The following is a 22,401-nucleotide window of genomic DNA, read 5'->3' as shown; positions in this document are numbered from 1 at the left end:
AGAGCCTTGTCAATATTCAATCCTGCGTGGTGCGGGTTCGTTTGACGGCATCCTGCCACCCGGCCAGCAAGCGGGAGCGTTCACTTTCTTGTAAGCGCGGTTCGAAGCGCTTTTCCAGTTTCCATTGGGACGAGAACGCGTCCGGCCCGGGCCAGATGCCGGCCCTGTAACCGGCAAGCCAGGCGGCACCGAGCGCCGTCGTTTCCGCGACGGTCGGCCGATCGACCGGCGCGCCCAGAATGTCGGCCAGAAACTGCATGGTCCAGTCGGACGCGGTCATGCCGCCATCGACGCGCAGCACCGGATGCCCGGCCTCCGGCCAGTCGGCATGCATGGCCTTAATCAGGTCGCTGGTCTGGAAGCCGACGCTTTGCAGCACCGCCCGGGCGATTTCCTTCGGGCCGGTATTCCGGGTCAGGCCGAAAAGGGCACCGCGCGCATCCGCATCCCAATAGGGTGCCCCAAGGCCGACAAAGGCCGGCACCAGATAGACGTCCTGATTCGGATCGGCCTGTTCGGCAAGCGACTGAGATTCGCCCGCAGACTCGATCAGGCCGAGCCCGTCGCGCAGCCACTGCACCGCCGCCCCGGCCACGAAGATCGAACCTTCCAGCGCATAAGTGGTCTGGCCGCCGAGCCTGTAGGCAATGGTGGTCAGCATGCGGTTGCTTGAAGCGACAGGCGCCTTGCCAGTGTTCATCAGGGCGAAACAGCCGGTACCGTAGGTGGACTTGACCATGCCAGGCTGGAAACAGGCCTGACCGACGGTCGCCGCCTGCTGGTCGCCGGCGACGCCCAGGATTGGGATCGCCCGGCCGAACAGCCCCACATCCGTCTCGCCGAAGTCATCGGCGCTGTCCTTGACCTCCGGCAACAGACTCAGCGGAATGTTCAGGTGCCGGCAGAGCTCTTCATCCCACGCATTGTCGTGAATGTTGTAGATCAGCGTCCGGGAGGCGTTGGTGGCGTCTGTCGCATGAACCTTGCCGCCCGTCAGATGCCAGATCAACCAGGTGTCGACCGTGCCGAAAGCCAGCTCGCCGCGTTCGGCGCGCGCCCTCACCCCGTCGACATTGTCCAGAATCCAGGCAATCTTTGTGCCGGAAAAATAGGGGTCGAGCAGAAGACCGGTCTTGGCAGTGAAAGCCGCTTCCAGGCCGTCGGCGCGCAGCTTCGCGCAGGTCTCCGACGTGCGCCGATCCTGCCAGACAATGGCTTCATAGACAGGTTCCCCGGTCGACCGGTCCCAGACCAGAGTGGTTTCACGCTGGTTGGTAATGCCGATGGCAGCGACACTCGCGCCACCGTCAGGTGCCTTTGCCAGCGCCTCGCGGCACACGGCCAGCGTGCTGGTCCAGATGTCGGACGGTGAATGCTCCACCCAGCCCGATTTCGGAAAATGCTGCGGAAATTCCTGCTGCCCCACACTGATGGGCTGAAAATCTTCCCCAAACACGATCGCCCGGCTGGATGTCGTGCCCTGGTCAATCGCCAATACCCCTCCGGACATGGCGCACCTCCCGTTTTTCTTGTCTTGTCATGGAAACTGCCGGCGATGCCGGCAGGTCTCGTGGTCCCGTTACTAAAAACTATGCCGCAGCGCCGGTCTGCTCCGCAAGATAGCCGGTCATATACGTCTCCAGGTCCGCCGCCTCCTCGCGGCTGAGCCGCAGGCCCAGCTTGGTCCGCCGCCACAGCACATCGGCGGCCGAGCGCGCCCATTCCCGGCTGATCAGCCATTTCACTTCTGCTTCATAAAGATTGTAGCCGAAGCATTTGCCGAGATCGTCCAGGCTGGCGGCTTCCCCAAGAATGAACCGGGCATCGGTTCCGTAAAGCCGCGTCAGGCGTGTGGCGAAAACAGCAGGCAGGAAAGGATAGTCTTTCTGCAGAGCTGCGACCTGCTCATCGAAGCCGGTCACCTTGAAATCGCCGCCAGGCAAAGGCGCATAGGCGGTCCATACGCCCCGCTTGAACGGCAGGAACGGCTCCAGCTTGGCCAGCACCTGCTCGGCGAGCTTGCGATAGGTGGTGATCTTGCCGCCGAAAACCGACAGGACGGCGGGTGTCTCCGCGCCTCCGTCCAGCTCCAGAACATAATCCCGGGTCGCGGCCTTGGCGTCCTTGGCGCCGTCGTCATAGAGCGGACGCACGCCGGAATAGGTATGCACCACATCGGCCGGCGTCACCGGCTTTTCCAGATATTCGCTGACCGCCTTGCAGAGGTAATCGATCTCGTCCTTGGAGATTTCCACCTTGCCGAGGTCGTCGGTGAAATCGACGTCCGTGGTGCCCACCAGCGTGAAATCGGTCTCGTAGGGGATCGCGAAGACAATGCGGCCGTCGCCATTCTGGAAAATGAAACAGCGGTCATGTTCGAACAGGCGCGGCACGATGATATGGCTGCCCTTGACCAGGCGGATCCTGGAGGTGTTGTTGGAACCGACCACGCCGGTCAGCATGTCGGCGACCCAGGGACCGGCGGCGTTGACGATCGCCTTTGCGGTAACTGTGCTTTCTTCGCCCGTTGAAAGGTTCCTGAGAACAGCGGTCCAGTGCTCGCCGTCCCGTCGCGCGCTGACACATTTGGTCCGGGTCTTGATGTCGGCGCCGCGGTCAGCGGCGTCGCGCGCATTGAGCACGACCAGGCGGGCATCGTCGACCCAGCAGTCGGAATACTCGAACCCCTTGTGAAACAGCTGCTTCAGCCCTTGCGAAAACGGCGCCTGGTCAAGACGCACGGTTTTCGTTGCCGGCAGCAATTTGCGACCGCCCAGATGGTCATAAAGGAACAGGCCGAGACGCAGCAGCCAGGCCGGCCGCAGATCCTTGTGATGCGGCAGGATAAACCGCAGCGGCCACGCGATGTGAGGCGCCATCCGCCACAGCACTTCACGCTCTTTCAGCGCCTTGCGGACCAGGTCGAACTCGTAATATTCCAGATAGCGCAATCCGCCATGAATGAGCTTGGTCGAGGCCGAAGACGTCGCCCCCGCCAGATCGCCCATTTCCACGAGCATGACCGTCGCACCGCGGCCAACCGCGTCGCGTGCAATACCCGTCCCGTTGATGCCCCCACCAATGATCAGAAGATCGTAATCAGCCGCCATACCCAGACTCCGGCTTGTGTGAAATCGCGCGCTTTGCTTTGAAATGAAAATAAAACGAAACTTTACGAAATTCAATCAACAAATGCGCCTCCCGGAAACGAAATCACCCCGGCCCCGTCATCGAACAGGGATCCGGGGTGACACTACAGGAAAGCTGCCACGAATCCGGCTTTGTCAGTTTTCTCCGTCGTCGGCTGGCGCGTCGTCGGCGATTTCCGTTGCGCTGGACGGCAGATCCTTGCGCTGTTTCGCTTTTGCCTGCCCTTCCACGAATGGCGGTGTCGCCGCATGGTATGTGACCTGCGGGAACGGAATTTCGATGTTGCGCTCGTCAAAGACCTGTTTGACGAATTCGTTGTACGCGCGGCCCACGCTCCACTGGTCGCCCGGCAGTGTCTTGATGCGCCCGCGGATATCGATCGAACTCGCGCCGAAATTCGTCACGCCATGCATTTCGAACTCGCCGATGATCTTCGGTCCGAATTCGGTTTCCTGGAGACGCCGGAAGGCCTCCAGCATTGCGTCCTTGGCCTCGCTGATGCTGGTGTCATAGGACACCCCGATCAACGCGACATGATAGGAGAACCCGCGCATGAAGTTGGACACCATGTCGACGGACGAAAACGGAATAATGTGGGTGGTACCGTCGATGTCGCGCATCCGCACCGACCTGACCGTCAGGCCCTCGACCGTCCCGGTGATGCCCGCAACGGTAACCACATCACCTTCGTTGATGGCGTTTTCGATCTGGATGAACGCCCCTGTGATGATGTCCTTGACCAGCGTCTGCGCGCCGAAGGAAATCGCCAGGCCGACAACACCGGCACCGGCGATCAGCGGTCCGATATCCACACCGATCTCCGACAGCGCCAGCAGGGTGGCCATGACGATGATCACGACCGTCGAGGCATTGCGGAACAGCTGGAACAAGGTTCGCTCACGGGCTGTGACAATGTAACCGGAACGGGCCTGCAGCCTGAGATCGACCCAGGACATCACCGCCAGCCACACCGTGAAGGCCACCAGCAGCACAAGGAACGCCGACCCGTAATTGCTGAGCAACTGCACGCCGGCTTCGCTTGCCAGCCAATCCAGCAGGCCGAGAACACCCCAGATTTCGAACAGCAGCAGCACCGTGACGAGGAAGACCGCGAACCGGATGATTTTCAGCAGTCGTGGCACAAAAGCATTCAACCTGTGCTGCAGCGCAGGCAAGGTCTTGTTGAGTTCCTCAGGCAGACGGATACCGCCCTTGATGGCCTTGGTCATCACAAGGGAGATCACCATGCCGCCCATGATGGTCAGAATGGAAAGACCCGTGGCGCGGATGATGATCGTGGTCGCATCGAAGGGACGGGTCACCCAGATGATGAACACGGCCGCGACATACCCAAGCGCCGCCAGATGCCACAAACGCCCAGCCACGGCCAACGCCTTGCGGGCGAGCGCACTCTGCAAATGCTGTGCATAGTCGTTGGCACCATCATGCACCCGTTGCCGGTTTCGCAGCACCAATACGACCAGATAGATCATGCCCAGCAGCACGACAATGAAGCGCAGGGCGTTGCCGAGCACGAACGAGACCGCAACATTGGCGATCGGAACCGCCAGGAAGACACCGTAGATGAGCCAGTACATGAACAGCCGGAGACGGCGGTACCAGTAAAGCGAACTCTCATCGGTGAAGGGCAGCAGACGCAGTTCGGGGCGCCCGGGCGCGAAGATGAAACGCAGGGCAACAAGGGCGACGCCGACGATGAAGAAGGCGTTCAGCGCAAGGCTTTCCTGCAGCGTGACACCGGAATCGAACCCGCCGTAACTGAGAAGCGCCGCGCCGTTGCCGACCGCCCAGCCGATGCCCACCGTGATCCCGTCGACCACTGAGGTCAGAATGAGAATGAAGGCACGCATGAAACCGCCGCCGTAACGCGCATAGACGGACATGCGCGGATAGAGCAGTTTGGCGGCGACCTGGCTGAGCAGGAACCCGGCATAGGCGGCAATCAGGACGAAGATCACCTGAACCACGATTTCCCGGGCACGGTCCCACTTGATCGGGATTTCGCCACGCGCAACCAGCACCAACCCGTTCAGGGACCGCATCGCCTGCTCCAGAAGGTAGCCGGTGTCGTCGACCAGGGTCCTCGTGTATTCGCCGACCCGAAGCGCGAAATTCTCCTGCAGCGCCGGCTGCGCCTGATCCTGACCCGGCGTTTCGGATGCCGCCGTCGCATTGGCGTCTCCTACCTGACCGTCCGACGCGCTTTTTTTCAAGAGCTCCAGGAACGCTGCACGGCTCTCGGGATCGTTCAGAACCTTGATCAGCGCTTCGTTGGCCCGCTCGATCTGTTGCGAGGAAGAAGACCCGGCGGACGCCTCCGGAGCGGCGGCCTGCTGCGCCAATGCAGGTGAAGCGAAGGCAAGAAGAAGCGCCACAAGGGCAAAAAGGCTGCTGCGAAAAGGGATCATGTCCAACTCATTCCGGGTCACTGTCGCTCGGGCAAACCGCCCTCGCCCGGACAATATGGAAGAACCGGCACGGTTGGAAAGGTCAGCCAGTCAACTTCGTGGATTTTTGCACCGCACAAAGAACTCTCGAACAAAAACCGAAGTTTTCATCAATCACATAATATGTAGCAGCGGATTCTTTCGCACTTATCAACTGAAACTGCAAAAATACGCAAGGTGACGCGGCGACATCACTGTTGTGAGTAACGTAATAATAACAATATGGGCGTCAGGTAGAATTCACGAGGAGGAAGGATGCCGCGGTCCTTGATCAAACTTGCCCTGGAAGGGACGGACGAAGCACGCCGGCGCCTGTTTGCGCAGGTGAGCGAGCTTGTCGTTGCCAACCTTGACCAGCGCACCGACCGCGAGCTCGCGATCTTCTCCGAGGTGATCATCAAGCTCTACAGCGTCGGCTCCGCAACCGACCGGGCGAGACTGGCGCAGAAGCTGGCCGCACAGCCGAGCACCCCCGTCGAACTGGCTCGCCAGATCGCCAAGGACGAAGTCAATGTGGCCATGCCAGTGCTCGCCCATTGCCCGGTCTTTACGCAGGAAGATCTGCTCGATTTTGTCGAACACCTTTCCAATGCCCATTTGCAGGTGCTTGCCCGCCGCACGGACCTGTCACCGGAAGTGTCGGATGTTATCGCCGAACGGGGGGACCGGCCGGTCCACCGCATTCTGGCCGGCAACCGGGAAATCCGCCTGTCGCGGGACGCCATGCTGAAGCTCGTGAAATTCGCGACAGAAGACCCGGTGTTGCGCGAGGATCTCTGCCTGCGCACGGATCTGTCTCCGTCCGCCTGCCGTACGCTGCTGCCGCTCGTGGACGATGACACCAAGAAACGGCTGCATCGCATCATTGAAGGGGCCTTGTCCCAGGAGCAGCTTGACCAGATTGCCCGCCTGAAAGTGCTCAGGCGCGAATTCGGCGATGCGCTTGAAAACACCGACATGAGCCTGCTCTGGCGGGAAGCCGAGCGGTCAGAGATCACCGTTAACGAGTTGATGATCCTGCTGCTGCAGGATGGCCGCTTCAACCATGCGATCGAATTGCTCAGCGCACGCGGCCGCACCGCACAGAAGTCCCTGAAAGACGCCGTCTATAACGGCAAGCAGGATCTGGTTCTGAGGTCTGCCGCAAAGGCCGAGCTGGAACTGTCGACCTTCGCCCTGTTCGCGAAACTGCGCTGCGACCATCTCAAGGTCCCGGCGACACAAGGTTCGGAATGGACGGCTGCATACAAGAAGTTTCTGGAAAGCCACGCCGTCACCAAACAGTCCCGCTGCGGCGATTTTCAGGCCAACCGGCGCACGAAGAAACCGCGCCAGGCCGGCAGCCGGGGCGCCGGCCTGGCGGCGATCTGACGGAAGCCGGTCTTCCGGGGTCAGTGTCTGGAACAGAGCGCAGCGGCGATGGCGGTCGACAAGGTCGCGGCGGCGTAGAACCACAGCCCCGGCAGGATTGCAGCGGCGGCTAGACCGCTGGTCTTTGCGGCGAACAGCACCAGGGCCACCAGCATCACATCCAGCATCGACCATTTGCTGACCATCGACAGCAGCGCAAGCGAGCGGGTCTTGGCACCGCTGAGCACCGCCACATGGATCAGCAGGATCTTGAGAGCGGGAAAGCCGATAGAAAACAGGGCAACGATGGCGGCCAGAGCGGCGTCGCCCTCAAGCCACAGGCCCTGCACCATTTCGATCAGGGTCGGCCGGTCCTCCAGGAAATAAAGGCGCTCAAACCGCATCAGCGGCTGGGTCAGCCCGAGCGCGAAGGAGAAGGTCGAAAGGGGGAGCAGCAGGGCCAGAAATAAACGCATGAATTCTGCCGGGTGGGCCTTCGATCTGTCGCATGTATGACAGAGCACCGGTCGCGGTGCCCGTCTGTCGTTCCCTATAGCATTCTGGTCTAAAAGCACAAAACCTGACCGCCGGAAGCTACGGTCAGGCATATAAGACTGCAATCTGTCCCGCGCCAGTCCCGCAACCGAGACCAGCCGAGTTTCTTTAGGGGCCGCGCTTGTTACCGAATGCGCGCCCTGGCGGCGACTTCGTCGAGCTGATCCTGTTCGGCCATTTCCTGAGCGGTGCGTTCACGCTGCTGGTCGCGCTCTTCAAGCTGCTCGAACTTCTTCAGTTCCTCAATCGCTTCACTGAGCTCGTCCTGGGCACGCTGGAGCTGGTCGTCCAGCTCATGGGCCGAATTGCGCAGATTGTCGCGCCGGTCCGCCGCGGCCTTGGCGAAGGTCGGATAGGCAAAATGAGTGACATCCGTAATGCCGACACGTTCCTGCTCGGATTTGATCTGATCGTCGAGCTCATCCGCCATGCGATGGAACTCGGCAATCATGCTCTCGATCTGAGCGAGCTGCCGCCGTTTTTCGTCAACTTGAAACCGCTTCAGACGGATCAAACTGTCTCGGGTTTTCATTACTCAATACTCCCCTAACACGGGCAGTCTACCCCGGAGTCATTTCCAAAAGGTTGGCAAGTTGCTGATACCCGTCAGAAAGTGACGTTGCTTCGTCTTTTCCCTGATTGAGGAAATCATCGATCATTTCAAACCGGTAGATCGCTTCATCCACCGTTGGATCGGAGCCTTTTCGATAAGCGCCCAGCCGGATGAGTTCTTCCATATCCGTATAGGTAGACAGCAACTGCCGTGCCTTGCGCAGGACCGGCAGATGTTCGGGCGGCACACAGCGCGGCATGGTCCGCGACACAGACTTGAGCACGTTGATCGCCGGGTAGCGCCCCCGTTCGGCAATGCCGCGCTCCATGACGACGTGCCCATCAAGGATACCGCGCACCGCGTCGGCGACCGGTTCATTGTGATTGTCGCCTTCGACCAGAACCGTGAACAGACCCGTGATCGACCCGGCCCCCTCCTTGCCCGGTCCTGCCCGCTCCAGCAGACGCGGCAATTCGGTAAAGACGGTCGGCGTATAGCCCTTGGAAGTGGGCGGCTCGCCCACGGACAGGCCGATCTCCCGCTGCGCCATGGCGAATCGGGTGACCGAATCCATCATGCACAGCACATTGTTGCCTTCGTCACGGAAATGCTCGGCGACCGTCATGGACAGGTAGGCGGCCTGGCGGCGCATCAGCACGCTTTCATCGGAGGTCGCCACGACCACAACCGAGCGCTCAAGGCCCGATTCTCCCAGATCATCCTCGATGAATTCCTGGACTTCCCGGCCGCGCTCGCCGATCAGGCCGATCACCGCGACGTCGCATTTGGTGTTGCGCGCCAGCATCGACATCAGCACCGACTTGCCGACACCGGAGCCGGCAAAGATGCCCATGCGCTGACCTTCGCAGCAGGTTACGAATGTGTTGAGGGCCCGGACACCGAGATCGAGCGGCGGCCCGACTCGTTTACGTTCGGAGGCCGGCGGCGGTGAACTTCGCAATTTGCGAGGCACTCCGCCATTTGGAAGGTCTCCTTTACCATCAATCGGTTCACCATGTGCGTTTACCACCCGGCCGAGCCAGGCATTGGCCGGATGCACAACGCTGTCGCGCGAAGCGATCACCGCCTTGCAGCCCATGCGCACCCCTTCGAGGCCGGAAAACGGCATGCACAACGCGTGACCGTGGCGAAAACCGACAACTTCCGCAGGGACCTTGGGGTTATCCTCACCGCTGTCGATCAAAAGCCGGGAGCCCACACTCATCTCGTGAATGGGTCCCGCTATCTCTACGAGAAGGCCCTGAACCGCCGTAACCCGGCCGTAAATTTCGGTCGGCATCAGCGAATCAATCTCGGCGAAAAGCGCCTTCACGTAAATTTCCTTTCCCCGTTAACGGATTCGGTAACTGTTCGTTTACGACTCTGGTTAATCTTAACCTTTGGAAGGCTGACAAGCGAGAGCCATTTCGAAGTCAATACGGCTTTGTTGAAAGGAATCTGAACGGAATCGGTTAGACCCGTTTCTTAAAGTTCAACATTAAGATTTGTGAATCCGGTTTTTTTCTGGGGATTCAACAAGTTGGCTGTTGTTCACAGTTTCCTCTCTTCGAAGCTTGCCGTTACGAATCAGAATTTGTTAACCATTAACCGATAGCTTTGAGTCGGGGTTAATTCAGTCCTTCGTAGCAGGCACCGACAGAGCCGTTGCGACTTGCCCAGGAAAGGCAGAACAAGGGGATTGGCATGCGTGTATTGTTGATTGAGGATGACAGCGCCACGGCGCAGAGCATCGAGCTGATGCTGAAGTCCGAGAACTTCAACGTCTACACGACAGATCTTGGCGAGGAAGGCATCGACCTCGGCAAACTGTACGACTACGACATCATCATGTTGGATTTGAACCTGCCGGACATGTCCGGTTACGAGGTTCTCCGGACGCTTCGCGTTTCAAAGGTCAAGACACCGATCCTGATCCTTTCCGGCAACGCGGGCATTGAAGACAAGGTGCGCGGCCTCGGCTTTGGCGCCGACGATTACATGACCAAGCCGTTCCACAAGGACGAACTGGTCGCACGCATTCATGCGATCGTCCGCCGCTCCAAGGGCCACGCACAGTCGGTGATCGTCACCGGCGACCTGAAGGTCAACCTGGACACCAAGACCGTCGAAGTCGGCGGCCAGCGCGTTCACCTGACCGGCAAGGAATACCAGATGCTGGAGCTGCTCTCGCTGCGCAAGGGCACCACGCTTACCAAGGAAATGTTCCTGAACCACCTTTATGGCGGCATGGACGAGCCGGAACTGAAGATCATCGACGTCTTCATCTGCAAGCTTCGCAAGAAGCTGGCGGCGGCCACCTCCGGCAAGAACTACATCGAAACCGTCTGGGGCCGTGGCTACGTGCTGCGCGAGCCGGACGTCGAGGCCGCCGCCTGATAGGTACCGGCGTCTTCGAACACATCAAAGCCCCGGCACTGCCGGGGCTTTTTGTTTTGAGCGTTTGTCTGGATCAGAGCGACAGCTGGTAGGACGCCGGCACGTAGCGGAAGCCCTCGCCGGCGGTCTCCACATATCCCACCGCCGGGAACGGCATGTGGTAGCCGACAAACGGAATCTTGTCCGCGGCCAGCATGCTGAACACCGACTTGCGGGTGGCGGCAGCCGCCTCCTTGTCCATGTCGAACCGGACTTCCCAGGTCGGGTGCGCCAGCGACCAGACATAGTGGTTCGCGGTATCGGCGGTCAGCGCGAGCTGCTTGCCGCCGTCCTCAAGCATGTAGATCATGTGGCCTGGCGTATGACCGTTGGCGGCCAACGCGGTGATCCCGCCAGTGACAGAACCGCCGTCGCCCAGGAAGGTCATCCTGTCGGCAAGCGGCGTCACGTTGGATGCCAGCAACTTGGTGACGCCGTTGGCCTCCTTGTCCATGGCCGCCCAGAAGTCGTATTCCTTCTGACCGGTCACGTAGCGCGCGTTCGGGAAAGTGGGTGCGCCGCCTTCCATCAGACCGCCAACATGATCCGGATGCATGTGGGTCAGGACAACAATATCGACCTGCGAGGGCGAATAGCCCGCGGCTTCCAGCGCGGACCGCATGTTGCCGCGCGCCGGACGTGCGCCTTCGCCATTGCCGGTGTCGAACAGGACCAGTTCGCTACCCGTGTTGACCAGGGTCGGTGTGAAGCTGATCTGGAAATTGTCGTTCGGCAGGAAGTTTTCCGCGTTGGTGGCAGCAAACGTATCCGCATCCACATTCATGGCGAAGGTTTTTTGCGGCTCCTGCAGGGACACGGCGCCGTCATGGAGCGTCGTCACTTCAAAGCCGCCGACCGAATAGCGGGCCACCGGCGCCGGCAGTGCCCCCTGTTTTTCAGCCGCGGCATGGACCGGCAGCGTACCGGCAAGACTTGCTCCGGCGAGCGCTCCACCAGCCCCCAGAAGCGCCGCGCGGCGCGTCAGTTCAACTTTAATCTCGGTCATGTTCCCGCTCTCCGATTATCTATTTGTTTCGCCGATAGGTCAGAAAATCGATTTTTCCGCTCTAGCACCTCGCCTTGAGAGATGGAGCAGATGCCTCTCCCGGCAAGGTTCCAAGGGGCCTTATCGGATAAACTTCTGGAGAGGGAATTAAGTTAATGAATTCAATAACCTGAAAGAGACAGCCAACCTCAGCGCTATCGAGCGGGGCATCACGAATTCGTGAACAAAAAAGGCGGCCGGAGCCGCCTTTTCAAATCCGCTTGAGCACAGCCTTAGCGCCTCAGGCCAATACCGCCACCGGCGCCGGCGCCGACAGCCACGCGCGGGCTGGAAACGGTACCGGTCGATGCCTGCACGGCCTGCTTCTTCTGGAACAGTCCGCGCTTTCCCGCAACCGGCTTGAAGGCATCGGTCAGACCGACGACCGTTTCGGCCGCGCCGAGCACCAGATAACCGTCATCCGGCAGTGACTTGGCAAGGCGGCCGAGGATCTCGGTCTTGGTCGCCTGGTCGAAATAGATCAGCACGTTGCGGCAGAAGACGATGTCGAATTCGCCAAGATGGGCGAAGCTTTCCAGGAGGTTGAGCTTCTTCCATTCGATCATCGCGCGCATGCCGGCATTGATCTGCCACATGTCGCCCTTTTGCTCGAAATATTTCAGCAGCATCTGAATCGGCAGGCCGCGCTGGACCTCGAACTGGCTGTAGAGACCGGTCTTGGCCTTCTCGAGCACTTCCTGACTGAGATCGGTGCCAAGGATCCGCGTCCGCCAGCCCCCCATTTTCGCGGCGTCTTCCTTCAGGCAGATCGCCAGGGAATAGGGCTCCTGGCCTGTGGAGGCGGCCGCGCACCAGATCTTCAGCTGCTTGCGTGTCGCACGGCTTTGCAGCAGCGCGGGCAACATGGTTTCCTTGAAGTGGTCGAACGGCGTCTTGTCGCGGAAGAAGAACGACTCGTTTGTCGTCATCGCCTCGATGACATCCGTTTCAAGCGCCCGGTTGGTACCGCGCTGCAGCTGCTGGATCACCGCGCTGAGCGTTTCCAGCTTGGAACTGCGTGCGATCGGCAGCAGACGGCTTTCGACCAGATATTGCTTGTCGTTCGAGAGGACCAGGCCGGACTTGGTCTTCAGGAAGTTTTTCAGGAACTCGAACTCGCTTGGGGTCATCTTGTGTTCCCCTTCAGAACGCGCGAGATCTTGGGTCCGATCTCCTTCAAGGGTAGAATGTCGCAACACATGCCTGTCTGCGCGGCGGCGCCCGGCATGCCCCAGACAACGCTGCTGGCTTCATCCTGCGTGATCACGCTGCCGCCACCGGCCGCGATGGTCTTCACACCGTCAGCGCCGTCGTGGCCCATGCCGGTCAGAATGATGCCGAGGGTCGCCGAGCCATAAGCCTTGGCGACGCTATCGAACAGAGGATCGACGGCGGGTTTGCAGAAATTCACCGGCGGGCCATCCGTCAGACGGATTTTCACCGCACCGGCATCCTTTTCCACGATCATGTGCCTGCCGCCCGGCGCGACATAGATATTGCCGGGTTTGAGCACTTCACCATCCTCGCCTTCCTTGGCCGGGCGCAGGGCGGCTTTGCCCATATGCTCCGCCAGAATGGCGGTAAAGGTCGGCGGCATGTGCTGGGTGATGACGACCGGGACATCGTTCATGGCCGTACCAACTTCCTTCATCACTTCCTGCAGCGCCTGCGGACCGCCGGTAGACGACCCGATGGCCAGAATCCGCGGCCGGGCCGAGGAATAGGGGCGCGTCTGGAATTTCGGCGCAGCCGCGGCTGCCGGCTGGGCAGCTCCACGAAAGCTTGCGCGTGTATCTGTTGCCGGGCGCGCGGTGACGGGCCTGACCGGCTGGGCCGTCCGGCCGGCGTTGGTTTCCGCACGCATGGTCCGGGCCGGTCCGCGCATGCGGATGGCGCGGGCGCCGAGCGCCTTGACCTTCTCGACGAGTTCGCGGCGGAAATCGATCGAGGTTGTCACTTCCGACGTGGATTCAGGCTTGGGCACATAATCGGCAGCGCCGAGCGACAGGGCCTTCAGGCTGATTTCCGCGTTCCGGCGGGTGAGCGTCGACGCCATGATGATGACGAGATCGCGCTTCTTGGCGAGCATGAGCGGCAGTGCCGTCATGCCGTCCATTTCCGGCATCTCGATATCCAGGACCACGACGTCGGGATTGCTTTTTTCGATATCTTCGACGGCAAGCTTGCCGTTGCGTTGCGAGCTTACGACTTTCAGACTTTTGTCTTCACCGAGCCAGCGTGTCAGGAGTCCGCGGATGACGACTGCGTCATCGACGACCATGACCTTGATGGGATCGCTGCCCGGACTCGTGCCCGCGGTTATACTTCTTTGCGCAAACGCCATTTAGACTGCCCAACTCGATACTAGATGAGACCGACTTCCTGAAACTTGGCTTCGACGATTTCGCGATCGAACGGCTTCATGATGTATTCGTTCGCCCCGGCGCGGATGGCCCGTGCAATGTGGGCGACGTCGTTTTCGGTGGTGCAGAACACGACGATCGGGTTTTCACCACCTTCTTCCGCACGCAGGCTGGTCAGAAATTCCAACCCGTCCATCACCGGCATGTTCCAGTCCAGCAGGATGGCGTCCGGCATGGTTTTCCGGCATTCGTCAAGCGCCTGTTGGCCATCTTCAGCTTCGGTGATCTCGAAATTCATGTCTTCGAGAATTCGGCGGGCGACCTTACGGATGACGCTTGAGTCATCTACTACAAGGCACTGTTTCATCAGGCGTAACTCCACTTAGGCGGCCGTTTCGGCCTACTTATGCTGCAGCCATGGGTTCGGTGAACATCGAGCCAAGCAGGCGATCCACATCGAGAATAACCATCAACTGGCCCTCCAGGCGGTGCACACCGCCGGAAATCTCAGCCCAGCGGCGATCCAGGTTTGATGGATTGGGCTCGGCCGATGCGGACGGCAGCGTCAGAACTTCGCCAACGGTGTCGATGACCAGACCGTAGCTTTCCTGCTTGTACTCAATGCCCACAGCCATCATCTGCCCATCTTTCAACGGAGGCAAGTGCAGACGGCGGCGCATGTTGATCGCCGTGACGATCCGCCCGCGCAGGTTGAGCACACCCTGGACCTCAGGCGCCGACTTGGGCACCCGCGTCACGCTTTCCGGCACGAACACGTCATGGACCTGGGAGATCGGCAGGCCGAACAGCTGCCCCCCGATCACGACGGTCACATACTGGATCATGTCGCTGGCGGTTTCCTGATCGTCAGGAAGTTTGTGTTCCAGCACACTCATGCTGCAGCTCCCATTTCACCGGAGAAGACATCTTTCAGGGCCGCAATCAGACCCGGACGGTCGAACTTGGCGACATAGTCGTCAAAGCCCGCCTGGCGCCCGCGCTCGATCGAGGCCGGCGTCACCATGGACGACAGGGCCAGGACCGGGATGTTGCGGAACCGCGGATCGCGGCGCAGCGATTCACAGAACTCGAAGCCGTTGATTTCCGGCATTTCGATGTCGCTGACGATCGCATGGAACTTGTCGCCGTTTTCCAGAAGCTCGAAGGCCTGCTGCGGACCGACACAGGTGGTCACGTCATAGCCCGCGGCTTTCAGGACCGGTGTCAGCATGTTGCGGAAGAACGAGCTGTCATCGACGAAGAGAACTTTCTTCGTCAGCGACGCAATGTCCATTTCCTTGCGCATGAACCAGTCTTCGAAGGCCTGCGGCAGGTAGAAGCCGAGATCGATGATCTCCGTCGCCCGTTCCTTGACCACAGCGGAGCCGAGAATACCCGGACGTTCCGAACCGACCTCGATGTTCATGCGGTCCTCGACAATGTCGACGATCTCGTCGACGACGAGGCCCATGGAGCGGCCGGCATCCGAGAACACCAGCATCGGCTGGGTGCCTTCGGTCTTGTGGCAGTCGCCCTCGTTGACATAGACCAGCGGCATCAGAGCACCGCGGTACTGGACCAGGTCGCGGCCGTTGGAGCGCTCGATCTTGGAGACCTCGAACTCTTCCAGGCGCGTGACCAGCGACAGAGGCACCGCTTTCGGCTCCGGCGCACCGGCGCGGAACAGAAGCAGCGAGATAGCGTTCTGGCCGGTCATGGCTTTGCGCTGCAGGTCCTCTTGTTCGTCTTCCTGGTTCTCGGCAACCGCGCTGGATGCATGGCTTGCCATGGCGCTGGCGATGCCGTTCGGATCGATGATCATGATCACCGAGCCGTCGCCCAGGATGGTGTTGCCGGAGAACATGTCGAGCGCACGCAGCATGGTCGACATCGGCTTGACCACGATTTCCTCCGTATGGAAGACACCGTCGACCACAACGCCGAAGGTCTGGCTGCCGACCTGCATGACAACGATGAAGCCGTTGTCGGAGTCGATCGCCTTCTCCACGTCCTCGCCTTCATAGATGTCCAGCAGCTGGGACAGGTGCACCAGCGGAAGCAGCTTGTTGCGCAGGCGCAGGACCGGCGTGTCCTTGATCCGCTCTATACGGTGCTCGGAATTGGTCTGCACCCGGACCAGTTCCACCACGGAGAGCTGCGGGATCGCGAAGCGGTCGCCGCTTGCCTCGACGATCAGCGTCGAGACGATCGCGAGCGTCAGCGGGATCTTGATGATGAAGCTCGAGCCCTTACCCGCAGTGGAGCGCAGGTCGACCGTACCGCCGATCAGCTCGATGTTGTTGCGGACCACGTCCATGCCGACACCGCGGCCGGACACGCTGGTCACCTTGGCGGCGGTCGAGAAACCGGCGGCGAAGATGAACTTGTGGATCTGCGCGTCCGTCATCTTGTCGACTTCGGCTTCGCTCGCCAGGCCGCGCTCGACGACTTTCGCCTTCACCCGGTCGACATCGATGCCTTTGCCGTCGTCGCGGACCTCGATGATAATGTGGCCGCCTTCATGGTAGGCCGCAAGGGTGATGGTGCCCTTCTCCGGCTTGCCGGCTGCGCGTCGGTCTTCCGGACGCTCCAGACCGTGGTCGGCGGAGTTGCGCACCATATGGGTGAGCGGGTCCTTGATCATTTCCAGGACCTGGCGGTCCAGTTCGGTATCCGCACCGATCATTTCCAGATCGATCGGCTTTTCCAGTTCCTGGCTGAGATCGCGCACAATCCGCGGCAGTTTCTGCCAGGCGTTGCCGATCGGCTGCATGCGCGTCGCCATGACGCCTTCCTGCAACTCGGCCGTCACATTGGACAGGCGCTGCAGCGGCACCTTGAATTCGCTGTCTTCATGCCGGCGGACGATTTCCAGAAGCTGGTTCCGGGTCAGCACGAGTTCCGACACCATGGTCATCAGATGTTCCAGCGTATCGACCGCAACACGGATGCTCTGGTTGGAAACTCCGCCACCCTTCTTCTTCTCGGGATCCTTGGCGTCCTTGACCTCGGTCTTGGCCTTGGCCTCAGCCTTGGGAGCCGCTGCGGCGGGAGCCGGCTCGGGCTCGATGTCTTCAACCTCGTCGTGAGCTTCGTCTACATCGATGAGCTCCGGTTCGGCCACTTCAACTTCGATCTCGGTTTCCTGGAAAGCCCGTTCCAGCTCGTCCAGGGAAACTTCACCCGGCCGGAGCGGACGTTCAAGCGCCTGGTCCGGTACGTTGATGTCCGGCTCCACCTCGGCAGCTGCTGCAGCGGGCTCTTCGGCAGGCGCGTCTTCCACGGCCTCCGCCGCGGGCGCTTCCTCTTCACCGCCGCCGGCCATCGCCGCATCCGCTTTCGCGGACATGTTTTCCAGCTTGCCGATCAACTCGCTGTCGTCACCTTCCGGCTCTTCGCCCTCGGCAGATTCCAGCTCGTTCAGAATTTCCTTGATCTGATCGATCGAGATCAGGATCAGCGACACGGCTTCCTGCGTCACAGGCGCGCCGTCGCGGAATTTGCCCATCAGCGTTTCGGCAGCGTGTGCAATGCCTTCTAGCCGGGGGAGACCAAGGAAACCGCAGGTGCCCTTAATGGTGTGCACCAGACGGAAGATGTTATCTAGAATGGTGGCGTTGTTCGGTTCCTGCTCGAATTTTACGAGCTCAACGTCGACAACATCGAGACTCTCGTTCGTCTCGGTAATGAATTCCCTGAGGAGGTCGTCCATGGCCTGCTCTCACCCGACTTGTTACTGGTTCCGCATCCCGGAAAGGATGTCTGGACCGAGAAGTCCATGAGAGCAGGTTGACCTCAAACAGTTAAGATACGCTGAAACAGCCGGAGACTTTTGATGACCCGATTTAGTCTGTCGGCAGGGCCGTAATTTTTACCAATTCTTCTTGTTTATCTATTGTTAATACCATGCCACTTTCACGTGCAAGCAGCAAAGTATAAATCGGCTGAACCGAATGGGCGTCGACGCGCTCCGGCTCCTCTCCGCCCAGAGTTTCCTTCATGCCGAGCGGTATGCGGGGGTTCAGCCCGCTGGCGTGAAGCGTAAAGGACGGCGACTGCGGCTCGCCTTCCATCTCGACCCGGATCTCGCCGCCGCGCGGCACACACTGATTGGCGATCAGAATGAGGTTAAGAAGCAGCTTTACGTAGTTCTTCGGCATCAGATGCCGGGTCAGTTGCCAATTTAGATCGGATTTTTCGTTTTCCATAAACCCGGTCGCAACAACCTGGGCATCGCCCAGGTCGATCTCGGCACCGGCCGAGCCTGCGGCACCGAATGCCAGCCGGGCGAATTGCAGTTTTGCCGAGGCCTGGCGAGCGCTCTTGCGGATCAGATCCATGGCGAATTCGCGCATGTCCTCCGATCCCTCTTCGTCGAGCACCTCTAGCCCGTTTGTAATCGCGCCGACTGGCGAGATGATGTCATGGCAGACACGGCTGGCCACCAGAGCGGCTAGATCAAGAGAGGAAAGCTCTTTAAGTGCGGACATGGCGGTGTTGGGCTCTTGTTGAGGATCTCGGCTAATGCTGATTCGCAGCGTTCCGGCAAGGGTTACACATCAGCAAAGCCGCTGCCAAGGCGACGCGGGGCCGCAACGCACGGTCATCCAGATGAAAGTTTCCCGGGGGAAGGCCCGAATTCAGCTCAGCGGATCGGCACGCAGCCGACCTTGCCGGCATTTTCGTCGGCCAGCTTGACCAGATTGGAACCGTTGACGACGAACAGGAACCGGTTGACCACCGAGTGGAAGAACACCAGGCGGCCATCGACAACCGCATAGATGAACGGATTGCCGGCCGTCGCAAAGCCCTCAGACAAGGCATAGCCGCCACAGCCGGCGAACATGGGCGCATAGGCTTCCGGATCGCGGGCGAAGGCCGCCATATTGCCTTCATTGACGAAGATCCACGCGCCGCCGCCCCATTTATACTCATGCTCACGCTTGCCCTTGCGCGGCTGGCCGTCCACGAAATAGCTCACCGGATCGTGACCGCCGATGGCATAGCCGGTGATCGGATCCGGCACAAAGACCTTGGGACGCGCGACGACTTTCCCCGCCAATACACAGAATAGCAGGATCAAAACGGCGGAAAGACACATCCTTGTCTTTTTTTCAGGCCAGCTTTGCATTGAGTCGGCTTATGTAAGATGCAAGATGACATGCGAATCAGCATGATATTGCGTCAGTTTAACATTGCGCTCCGACGAAGCCGCAACAGTTGGCGGTTCCGAACCTGTTTTGGGGAGAATTTGAATGACACAAAGTTCCTGGCGCGTTGCGTCTCTTTTTTCGGCCGCGTTCCTCGTCCTGTGTGCACTTGTCCTCTCCAGCCCGTCCCTCGCCCAGCAGTCCGGCAACGAACCCATTCCGCCGAACGCGACTTACGGTGAAGACGAGATCGTCAAAACGGGCCACCAGTTTTTCGGCTCGGTCTCCGGCGGACTTGCCTCGGTCGTCGAGAAGGCCTTTTCAAGATATGGCGAACCCAATGGCTATATCCTCGGCGAGGAAGGCTCCGGCGCGTTCGTGGCGGGAGCGCGCTATGGCGAAGGTCATCTCTACACACGCAACGCCGGCAACCACAAGGTTTTCTGGCAGGGGCCGTCCGTCGGCTGGGACTTCGGCGCGGATGGAGCCCGGGTCATGATGCTTGTCTACAATTTGCCGACGGTCAATTCGATCTATGACCGCTTTGCCGGCATAAACGGCTCGGCCTATCTGGTCGGCGGTGTCGGCATGACCGTTCTTTTGAAGAACGAAGTCGTGCTGGTGCCGGTGCGCGCCGGAGTGGGCGCGCGGCTCGGCATCAACATGGGTTATCTGAAGATCACCGACAAGGCGACCTGGAATCCGTTCTGAGGGACAGATGCAACCGGTCGGACAGAAGAGGGTGAACCTGTAGAAATGACGAGACTTGGCGTCAGGCCGGCACTCGTCTAATGATGAAGCGTGGGTTTTGGACCTGAACGGAGCCGGATTTGATTGAAGCAGCGATGTTTGTGGTTTTGGGATTTTGCACGGCCGGGCTGATTGGCCTGGCGATCCTGCCCGCATTCTATCGCCGGGCCGCCCGCCTCACCGAAGAAGCTCTGCGCGCCGTAAACCCGTCAAGCTATGCCGAAGTCAGAGCCGCGCAGGATCAGGAACGCGCCCGTTACGCCGTTGAGCTCCGCCGCGTGGAAACGCGGCTGGACAAGGAACGGGAAAAGGCGGCGAAGTTCCATCTCGAAGCCTCACAGTTGCGCTCCGAAGCCGAAGCACTGAAAAAGGAGCATGAAAGCCAACTGGCCGAATTGCATGCGAAACTGGCGGCGCAGTCGAGCGACCAGCATGCGGTCGACATGCTCTCCGCCGAAATCAAGACGCTGAAGGAAAAACTGTCGGAGTCCGAAAAGGCCCTGGCGGCCAGCTGGACGAAATCCGACGAAGCGCCCTCTTCAAGGGATGAGGTGTCCGCGGCCAGCGAGGCGGACGACGAGCGCGATTGGCTGCCGGCGACGGACACAATGGCGCTGGCCACCATTACCGGCCTGGAGGCCGAGGTCGCCACGCTCAAGGCCAAGCTTGCGCGCTATGAACCGACCGTTGCCAGCGAAGTGGAAGCCACGCTCAAGGATGCGTCCAAATCCCGTCTCGCCGAGCTGGAAGCCCAACTCGTCGACACCGAGAGCAAATACGTCGCCGCCCAAGCCGAAGCGACCCGTCTGTCGCTGCTGCTGGAAGCCGCCGGGTCCGCCGCGGCGAAACCCGACAAGCACCTGGAAGAAAGACTCAAGCAGCTGTCCGGTGAAATCGCGCGCCAGCAATCCGCGCTTCAGGAAAAGGAACGGGTGCAGAAACGCCTGGTCGGCCAGGTGCAGAAATTGCGCGCCGATCTTGAAGTCACTCCGGAGTTGAAAGACCTGCGCAGGGATTTTCGGGCCCTGTCGCAAAGGCTGTCGGCTGCAAGTTCGATCACGGTCACGCCTGTCACCGCCTCGCCTCCGCCGCAGGAACTCAGCCCCCAGCGCAGTGGACAAGCAGCGACCCAGCAAAAAACCGAGGCTTCTGCGCAGAAGGTGAATGGAGCACGACCTGTCGCCACGCCAAGCCCGGAACAGCGACCCGAAAGCCAGGTGCCTGTCGCCGAGTTTCAGGACCCGGGCCAGGCAACCCCGCAGAGCCCGGCCCAAACTTCGGCTAAGTCCGCCGACATAGCCTCGGCTGCCGAAGCACTGGTCAGCCGCATCGTGGCGTCCAGCCGCAACAAGTCAAAGAGCGCAGTCGACAGTGACGCGGCTCCGGCCGCGGCTCCTTCCAAACCCGACACCGGCACACCGAAAAAGTCCAAGTCGGCAAAACAAAAAAAGCGAGATGTGGCTTGATCCGGGTACGCCCCGCCGCTCTACTGGCCGGACCGAAAAGCGCATCCCCCGAATGTGAATCAGAGCAATTTCCGTAGATGTTGATTGAACGCCACAATGCCATCCTGGAACTGGCCCGCCAGCTCGGCCGGGTCAGCGTAGACGACCTCGCCAAGCGGTTCGATGTCAGTCCGCAGACCATCCGCAAGGATCTCAACGAACTGTGTGAGCGGCGCCTTCTGGCCAGAACCCATGGCGGCGCGCTCCTGTCATCCGGCATCGAGAATGTCGGTTACGAGGCACGCAGGATCATCTCCAGCCGGGAGAAGGCGGATATCGGCGAGCAGGTCGCCGCGCTGATCCCGGACAACGCATCCATCTTCATCAACATCGGCACGACCACGGAAGCCGTCGCCCAGGCCCTGCTGCAGCATCGCGGGCTGATGGTGATCACCAACAACATCAACGTCGCCAGCCTGATGCGCGGATACTCGCAGATCGAAGTGGTCATCGCCGGTGGTGTGCTGCGCCATTCGGACGGCGGCATCGTCGGCGAGGCGGCCGTCGATTTCATGCGCCAGTTCAAGGTGGATTTTGCCGTCATCGGCGCCTCCGCGATCGATCCGGACGGCTCTCTGCTCGACTACGATTATCGGGAAGTGAAGGTCACCAAGACCATCATGGACAATGCCCGCCATGTCATTCTGGCCGCCGACAGCACCAAGTTCGAGCGTACGGCGCCTGTCCGCGTCGGCCACCTTTCCCAAGTCAGCACCTTCGTCACCGACCATTGTCCGACACCGGGCTTTGCCCAGATTGCTAGGGACGCGGAGGTCAAGCTGATAGAGACGGGACTGCAGGAGCGCGAGGACATCGGCTGACGGTGCTTGGCCGCGAACGGTCCATGACAACCTGTGGAAAGGTTGTAGAAATCTTGTGCACAATCTTTGGAAAAGAATGGCACGCCCAACGGGACTCGAACCCGTGTTTCCGCCGTGAAAGGGCGGCGTCCTAGACCGCTAGACGATGGGCGCGCGGTGCTCGGAGGCGTCTGCCTCTAGCCGAGGTCCGTGCGTATACGGCTGCTCGGCTAAAGACGCAACCCCTATTTTTCATTTTTTTGACATCGGCCCCGA

At 60.3% G+C, this 22,401-nt stretch carries 19 protein-coding genes and 1 tRNA gene; 5 read left to right on the top strand and 15 right to left on the bottom strand.

Annotated elements, in window-relative coordinates; translation table 11 throughout:
* Positions 1-16: 16 nt before the first annotated feature.
* The 3 genes from glpK to M0H32_RS13660 form a co-directional block, all read right to left on the bottom strand.
* Positions 17-1,510 carry a glycerol kinase GlpK gene (gene glpK, locus M0H32_RS13670; protein WP_248154841.1) on the bottom strand — a complete coding sequence of 498 codons (1,494 nt, stop codon included), beginning with the start codon at positions 1,508-1,510 and terminating at the stop codon, positions 17-19.
* A gap of 79 nt (positions 1,511-1,589) precedes the next feature.
* Positions 1,590-3,110 (bottom strand): glycerol-3-phosphate dehydrogenase, encoded by a 1,521-nt coding sequence (glpD, locus tag M0H32_RS13665; protein WP_248154839.1) that lies wholly within the window; start codon positions 3,108-3,110, stop codon positions 1,590-1,592.
* Between the two features lie 174 nt (positions 3,111-3,284).
* Positions 3,285-5,579, bottom strand: a complete 2,295-nt coding sequence (locus tag M0H32_RS13660) for a mechanosensitive ion channel domain-containing protein (protein ID WP_248154837.1) — start codon at positions 5,577-5,579, stop codon at positions 3,285-3,287.
* 294 nt (positions 5,580-5,873) lie between these two features.
* Between M0H32_RS13660 and M0H32_RS13655 the strand changes: the two genes are divergently transcribed.
* Entirely contained in the window at positions 5,874-6,989 is a 1,116-nt protein-coding gene (locus M0H32_RS13655) for a DUF2336 domain-containing protein (protein WP_248154835.1), read from the top strand.
* 20 nt (positions 6,990-7,009) lie between these two features.
* Here the strand turns inward: M0H32_RS13655 and M0H32_RS13650 are convergent, their stop codons facing one another.
* The 3 genes from M0H32_RS13650 to fliI form a co-directional block, all read right to left on the bottom strand.
* Positions 7,010-7,444, bottom strand: coding sequence for a paraquat-inducible protein A (locus M0H32_RS13650; RefSeq protein ID WP_248154833.1), 435 nt, complete (start codon positions 7,442-7,444; stop codon positions 7,010-7,012).
* Positions 7,445-7,647: 203 nt separating this feature from the next.
* Positions 7,648-8,055 (bottom strand): flagellar export protein FliJ, encoded by a 408-nt coding sequence (fliJ, locus tag M0H32_RS13645; RefSeq protein ID WP_248154831.1) that lies wholly within the window; start codon positions 8,053-8,055, stop codon positions 7,648-7,650.
* A 28-nt stretch (positions 8,056-8,083) separates the two neighbouring features.
* The gene (fliI, locus tag M0H32_RS13640; protein ID WP_425607318.1) at positions 8,084-9,409 is read right to left on the bottom strand and encodes a flagellar protein export ATPase FliI; all 1,326 of its coding nucleotides are present in this window, start codon (positions 9,407-9,409) and stop codon (positions 8,084-8,086) included.
* Between the two features lie 371 nt (positions 9,410-9,780).
* Between fliI and ctrA the strand changes: the two genes are divergently transcribed.
* Positions 9,781-10,473, top strand: coding sequence for a response regulator transcription factor CtrA (ctrA, locus tag M0H32_RS13635; protein WP_031270498.1), 693 nt, complete (start codon positions 9,781-9,783; stop codon positions 10,471-10,473).
* Positions 10,474-10,546: 73 nt separating this feature from the next.
* Here ctrA and M0H32_RS13630 read toward each other — a convergent pair whose 3' ends face one another.
* The 8 genes from M0H32_RS13630 to M0H32_RS13595 form a co-directional block, all read right to left on the bottom strand.
* Positions 10,547-11,518: an MBL fold metallo-hydrolase gene (locus M0H32_RS13630; protein WP_248154830.1), complete on the bottom strand. Its 972-nt coding sequence runs from the start codon at positions 11,516-11,518 to the stop codon at positions 10,547-10,549.
* Positions 11,519-11,790: 272 nt separating this feature from the next.
* Positions 11,791-12,687, bottom strand: coding sequence for a CheR family methyltransferase (locus tag M0H32_RS13625; protein ID WP_248154828.1), 897 nt, complete (start codon positions 12,685-12,687; stop codon positions 11,791-11,793).
* Entirely contained in the window at positions 12,684-13,901 is a 1,218-nt protein-coding gene (locus M0H32_RS13620) for a protein-glutamate methylesterase/protein-glutamine glutaminase (RefSeq protein ID WP_248154826.1), read from the bottom strand. Before M0H32_RS13620 ends, M0H32_RS13625 begins: the two co-directional genes overlap by 4 nt.
* 20 nt (positions 13,902-13,921) lie before the next feature.
* On the bottom strand, positions 13,922-14,287 hold the full coding sequence (locus M0H32_RS13615; protein ID WP_006932059.1) for a response regulator: 366 nt from the start codon (positions 14,285-14,287) through the stop codon (positions 13,922-13,924).
* A 37-nt stretch (positions 14,288-14,324) separates the two neighbouring features.
* On the bottom strand, positions 14,325-14,816 hold the full coding sequence (locus M0H32_RS13610) for a chemotaxis protein CheW (protein WP_248154824.1): 492 nt from the start codon (positions 14,814-14,816) through the stop codon (positions 14,325-14,327).
* Positions 14,813-17,632: a hybrid sensor histidine kinase/response regulator gene (locus tag M0H32_RS13605; RefSeq protein WP_248154822.1), complete on the bottom strand. Its 2,820-nt coding sequence runs from the start codon at positions 17,630-17,632 to the stop codon at positions 14,813-14,815. The genes M0H32_RS13610 and M0H32_RS13605 overlap by 4 nt, the downstream gene beginning before the upstream one ends.
* A gap of 133 nt (positions 17,633-17,765) precedes the next feature.
* Positions 17,766-18,410, bottom strand: a complete 645-nt coding sequence (gene chpT, locus M0H32_RS13600) for a histidine phosphotransferase ChpT (protein ID WP_248154820.1) — start codon at positions 18,408-18,410, stop codon at positions 17,766-17,768.
* Between the two features lie 155 nt (positions 18,411-18,565).
* On the bottom strand, positions 18,566-19,021 hold the full coding sequence (locus M0H32_RS13595; RefSeq protein WP_248154818.1) for a YHS domain-containing (seleno)protein: 456 nt from the start codon (positions 19,019-19,021) through the stop codon (positions 18,566-18,568).
* 154 nt (positions 19,022-19,175) lie between these two features.
* Here M0H32_RS13595 and M0H32_RS13590 point away from each other — a divergent pair, with 154 nt between their 5' ends.
* From M0H32_RS13590 to M0H32_RS13580, 3 genes are all read left to right on the top strand, one after another.
* Complete coding sequence (locus tag M0H32_RS13590) at positions 19,176-19,781, top strand: DUF1134 domain-containing protein (RefSeq protein ID WP_248154816.1); 606 nt, start codon at positions 19,176-19,178, stop codon at positions 19,779-19,781.
* Positions 19,782-19,915: 134 nt separating this feature from the next.
* On the top strand, positions 19,916-21,286 hold the full coding sequence (locus M0H32_RS13585; RefSeq protein ID WP_248154814.1) for a coiled-coil domain-containing protein: 1,371 nt from the start codon (positions 19,916-19,918) through the stop codon (positions 21,284-21,286).
* A 77-nt stretch (positions 21,287-21,363) separates the two neighbouring features.
* Positions 21,364-22,146, top strand: a complete 783-nt coding sequence (locus M0H32_RS13580) for a DeoR/GlpR family DNA-binding transcription regulator (RefSeq protein WP_248154812.1) — start codon at positions 21,364-21,366, stop codon at positions 22,144-22,146.
* A gap of 77 nt (positions 22,147-22,223) precedes the next feature.
* Here M0H32_RS13580 and M0H32_RS13575 read toward each other — a convergent pair.
* Positions 22,224-22,299: transfer RNA gene (locus M0H32_RS13575), tRNA-Glu, on the bottom strand.
* Positions 22,300-22,401: the final 102 nt, after the last annotated feature.

This window comes from Roseibium sediminicola (assembly GCF_023156505.1).
GTDB lineage: Bacteria > Pseudomonadota > Alphaproteobacteria > Rhizobiales > Stappiaceae > Roseibium > Roseibium sediminicola.
Note: the sequence above shows the minus strand (reverse complement) of the source record. Positions and strands in the feature narration are given on the sequence as shown.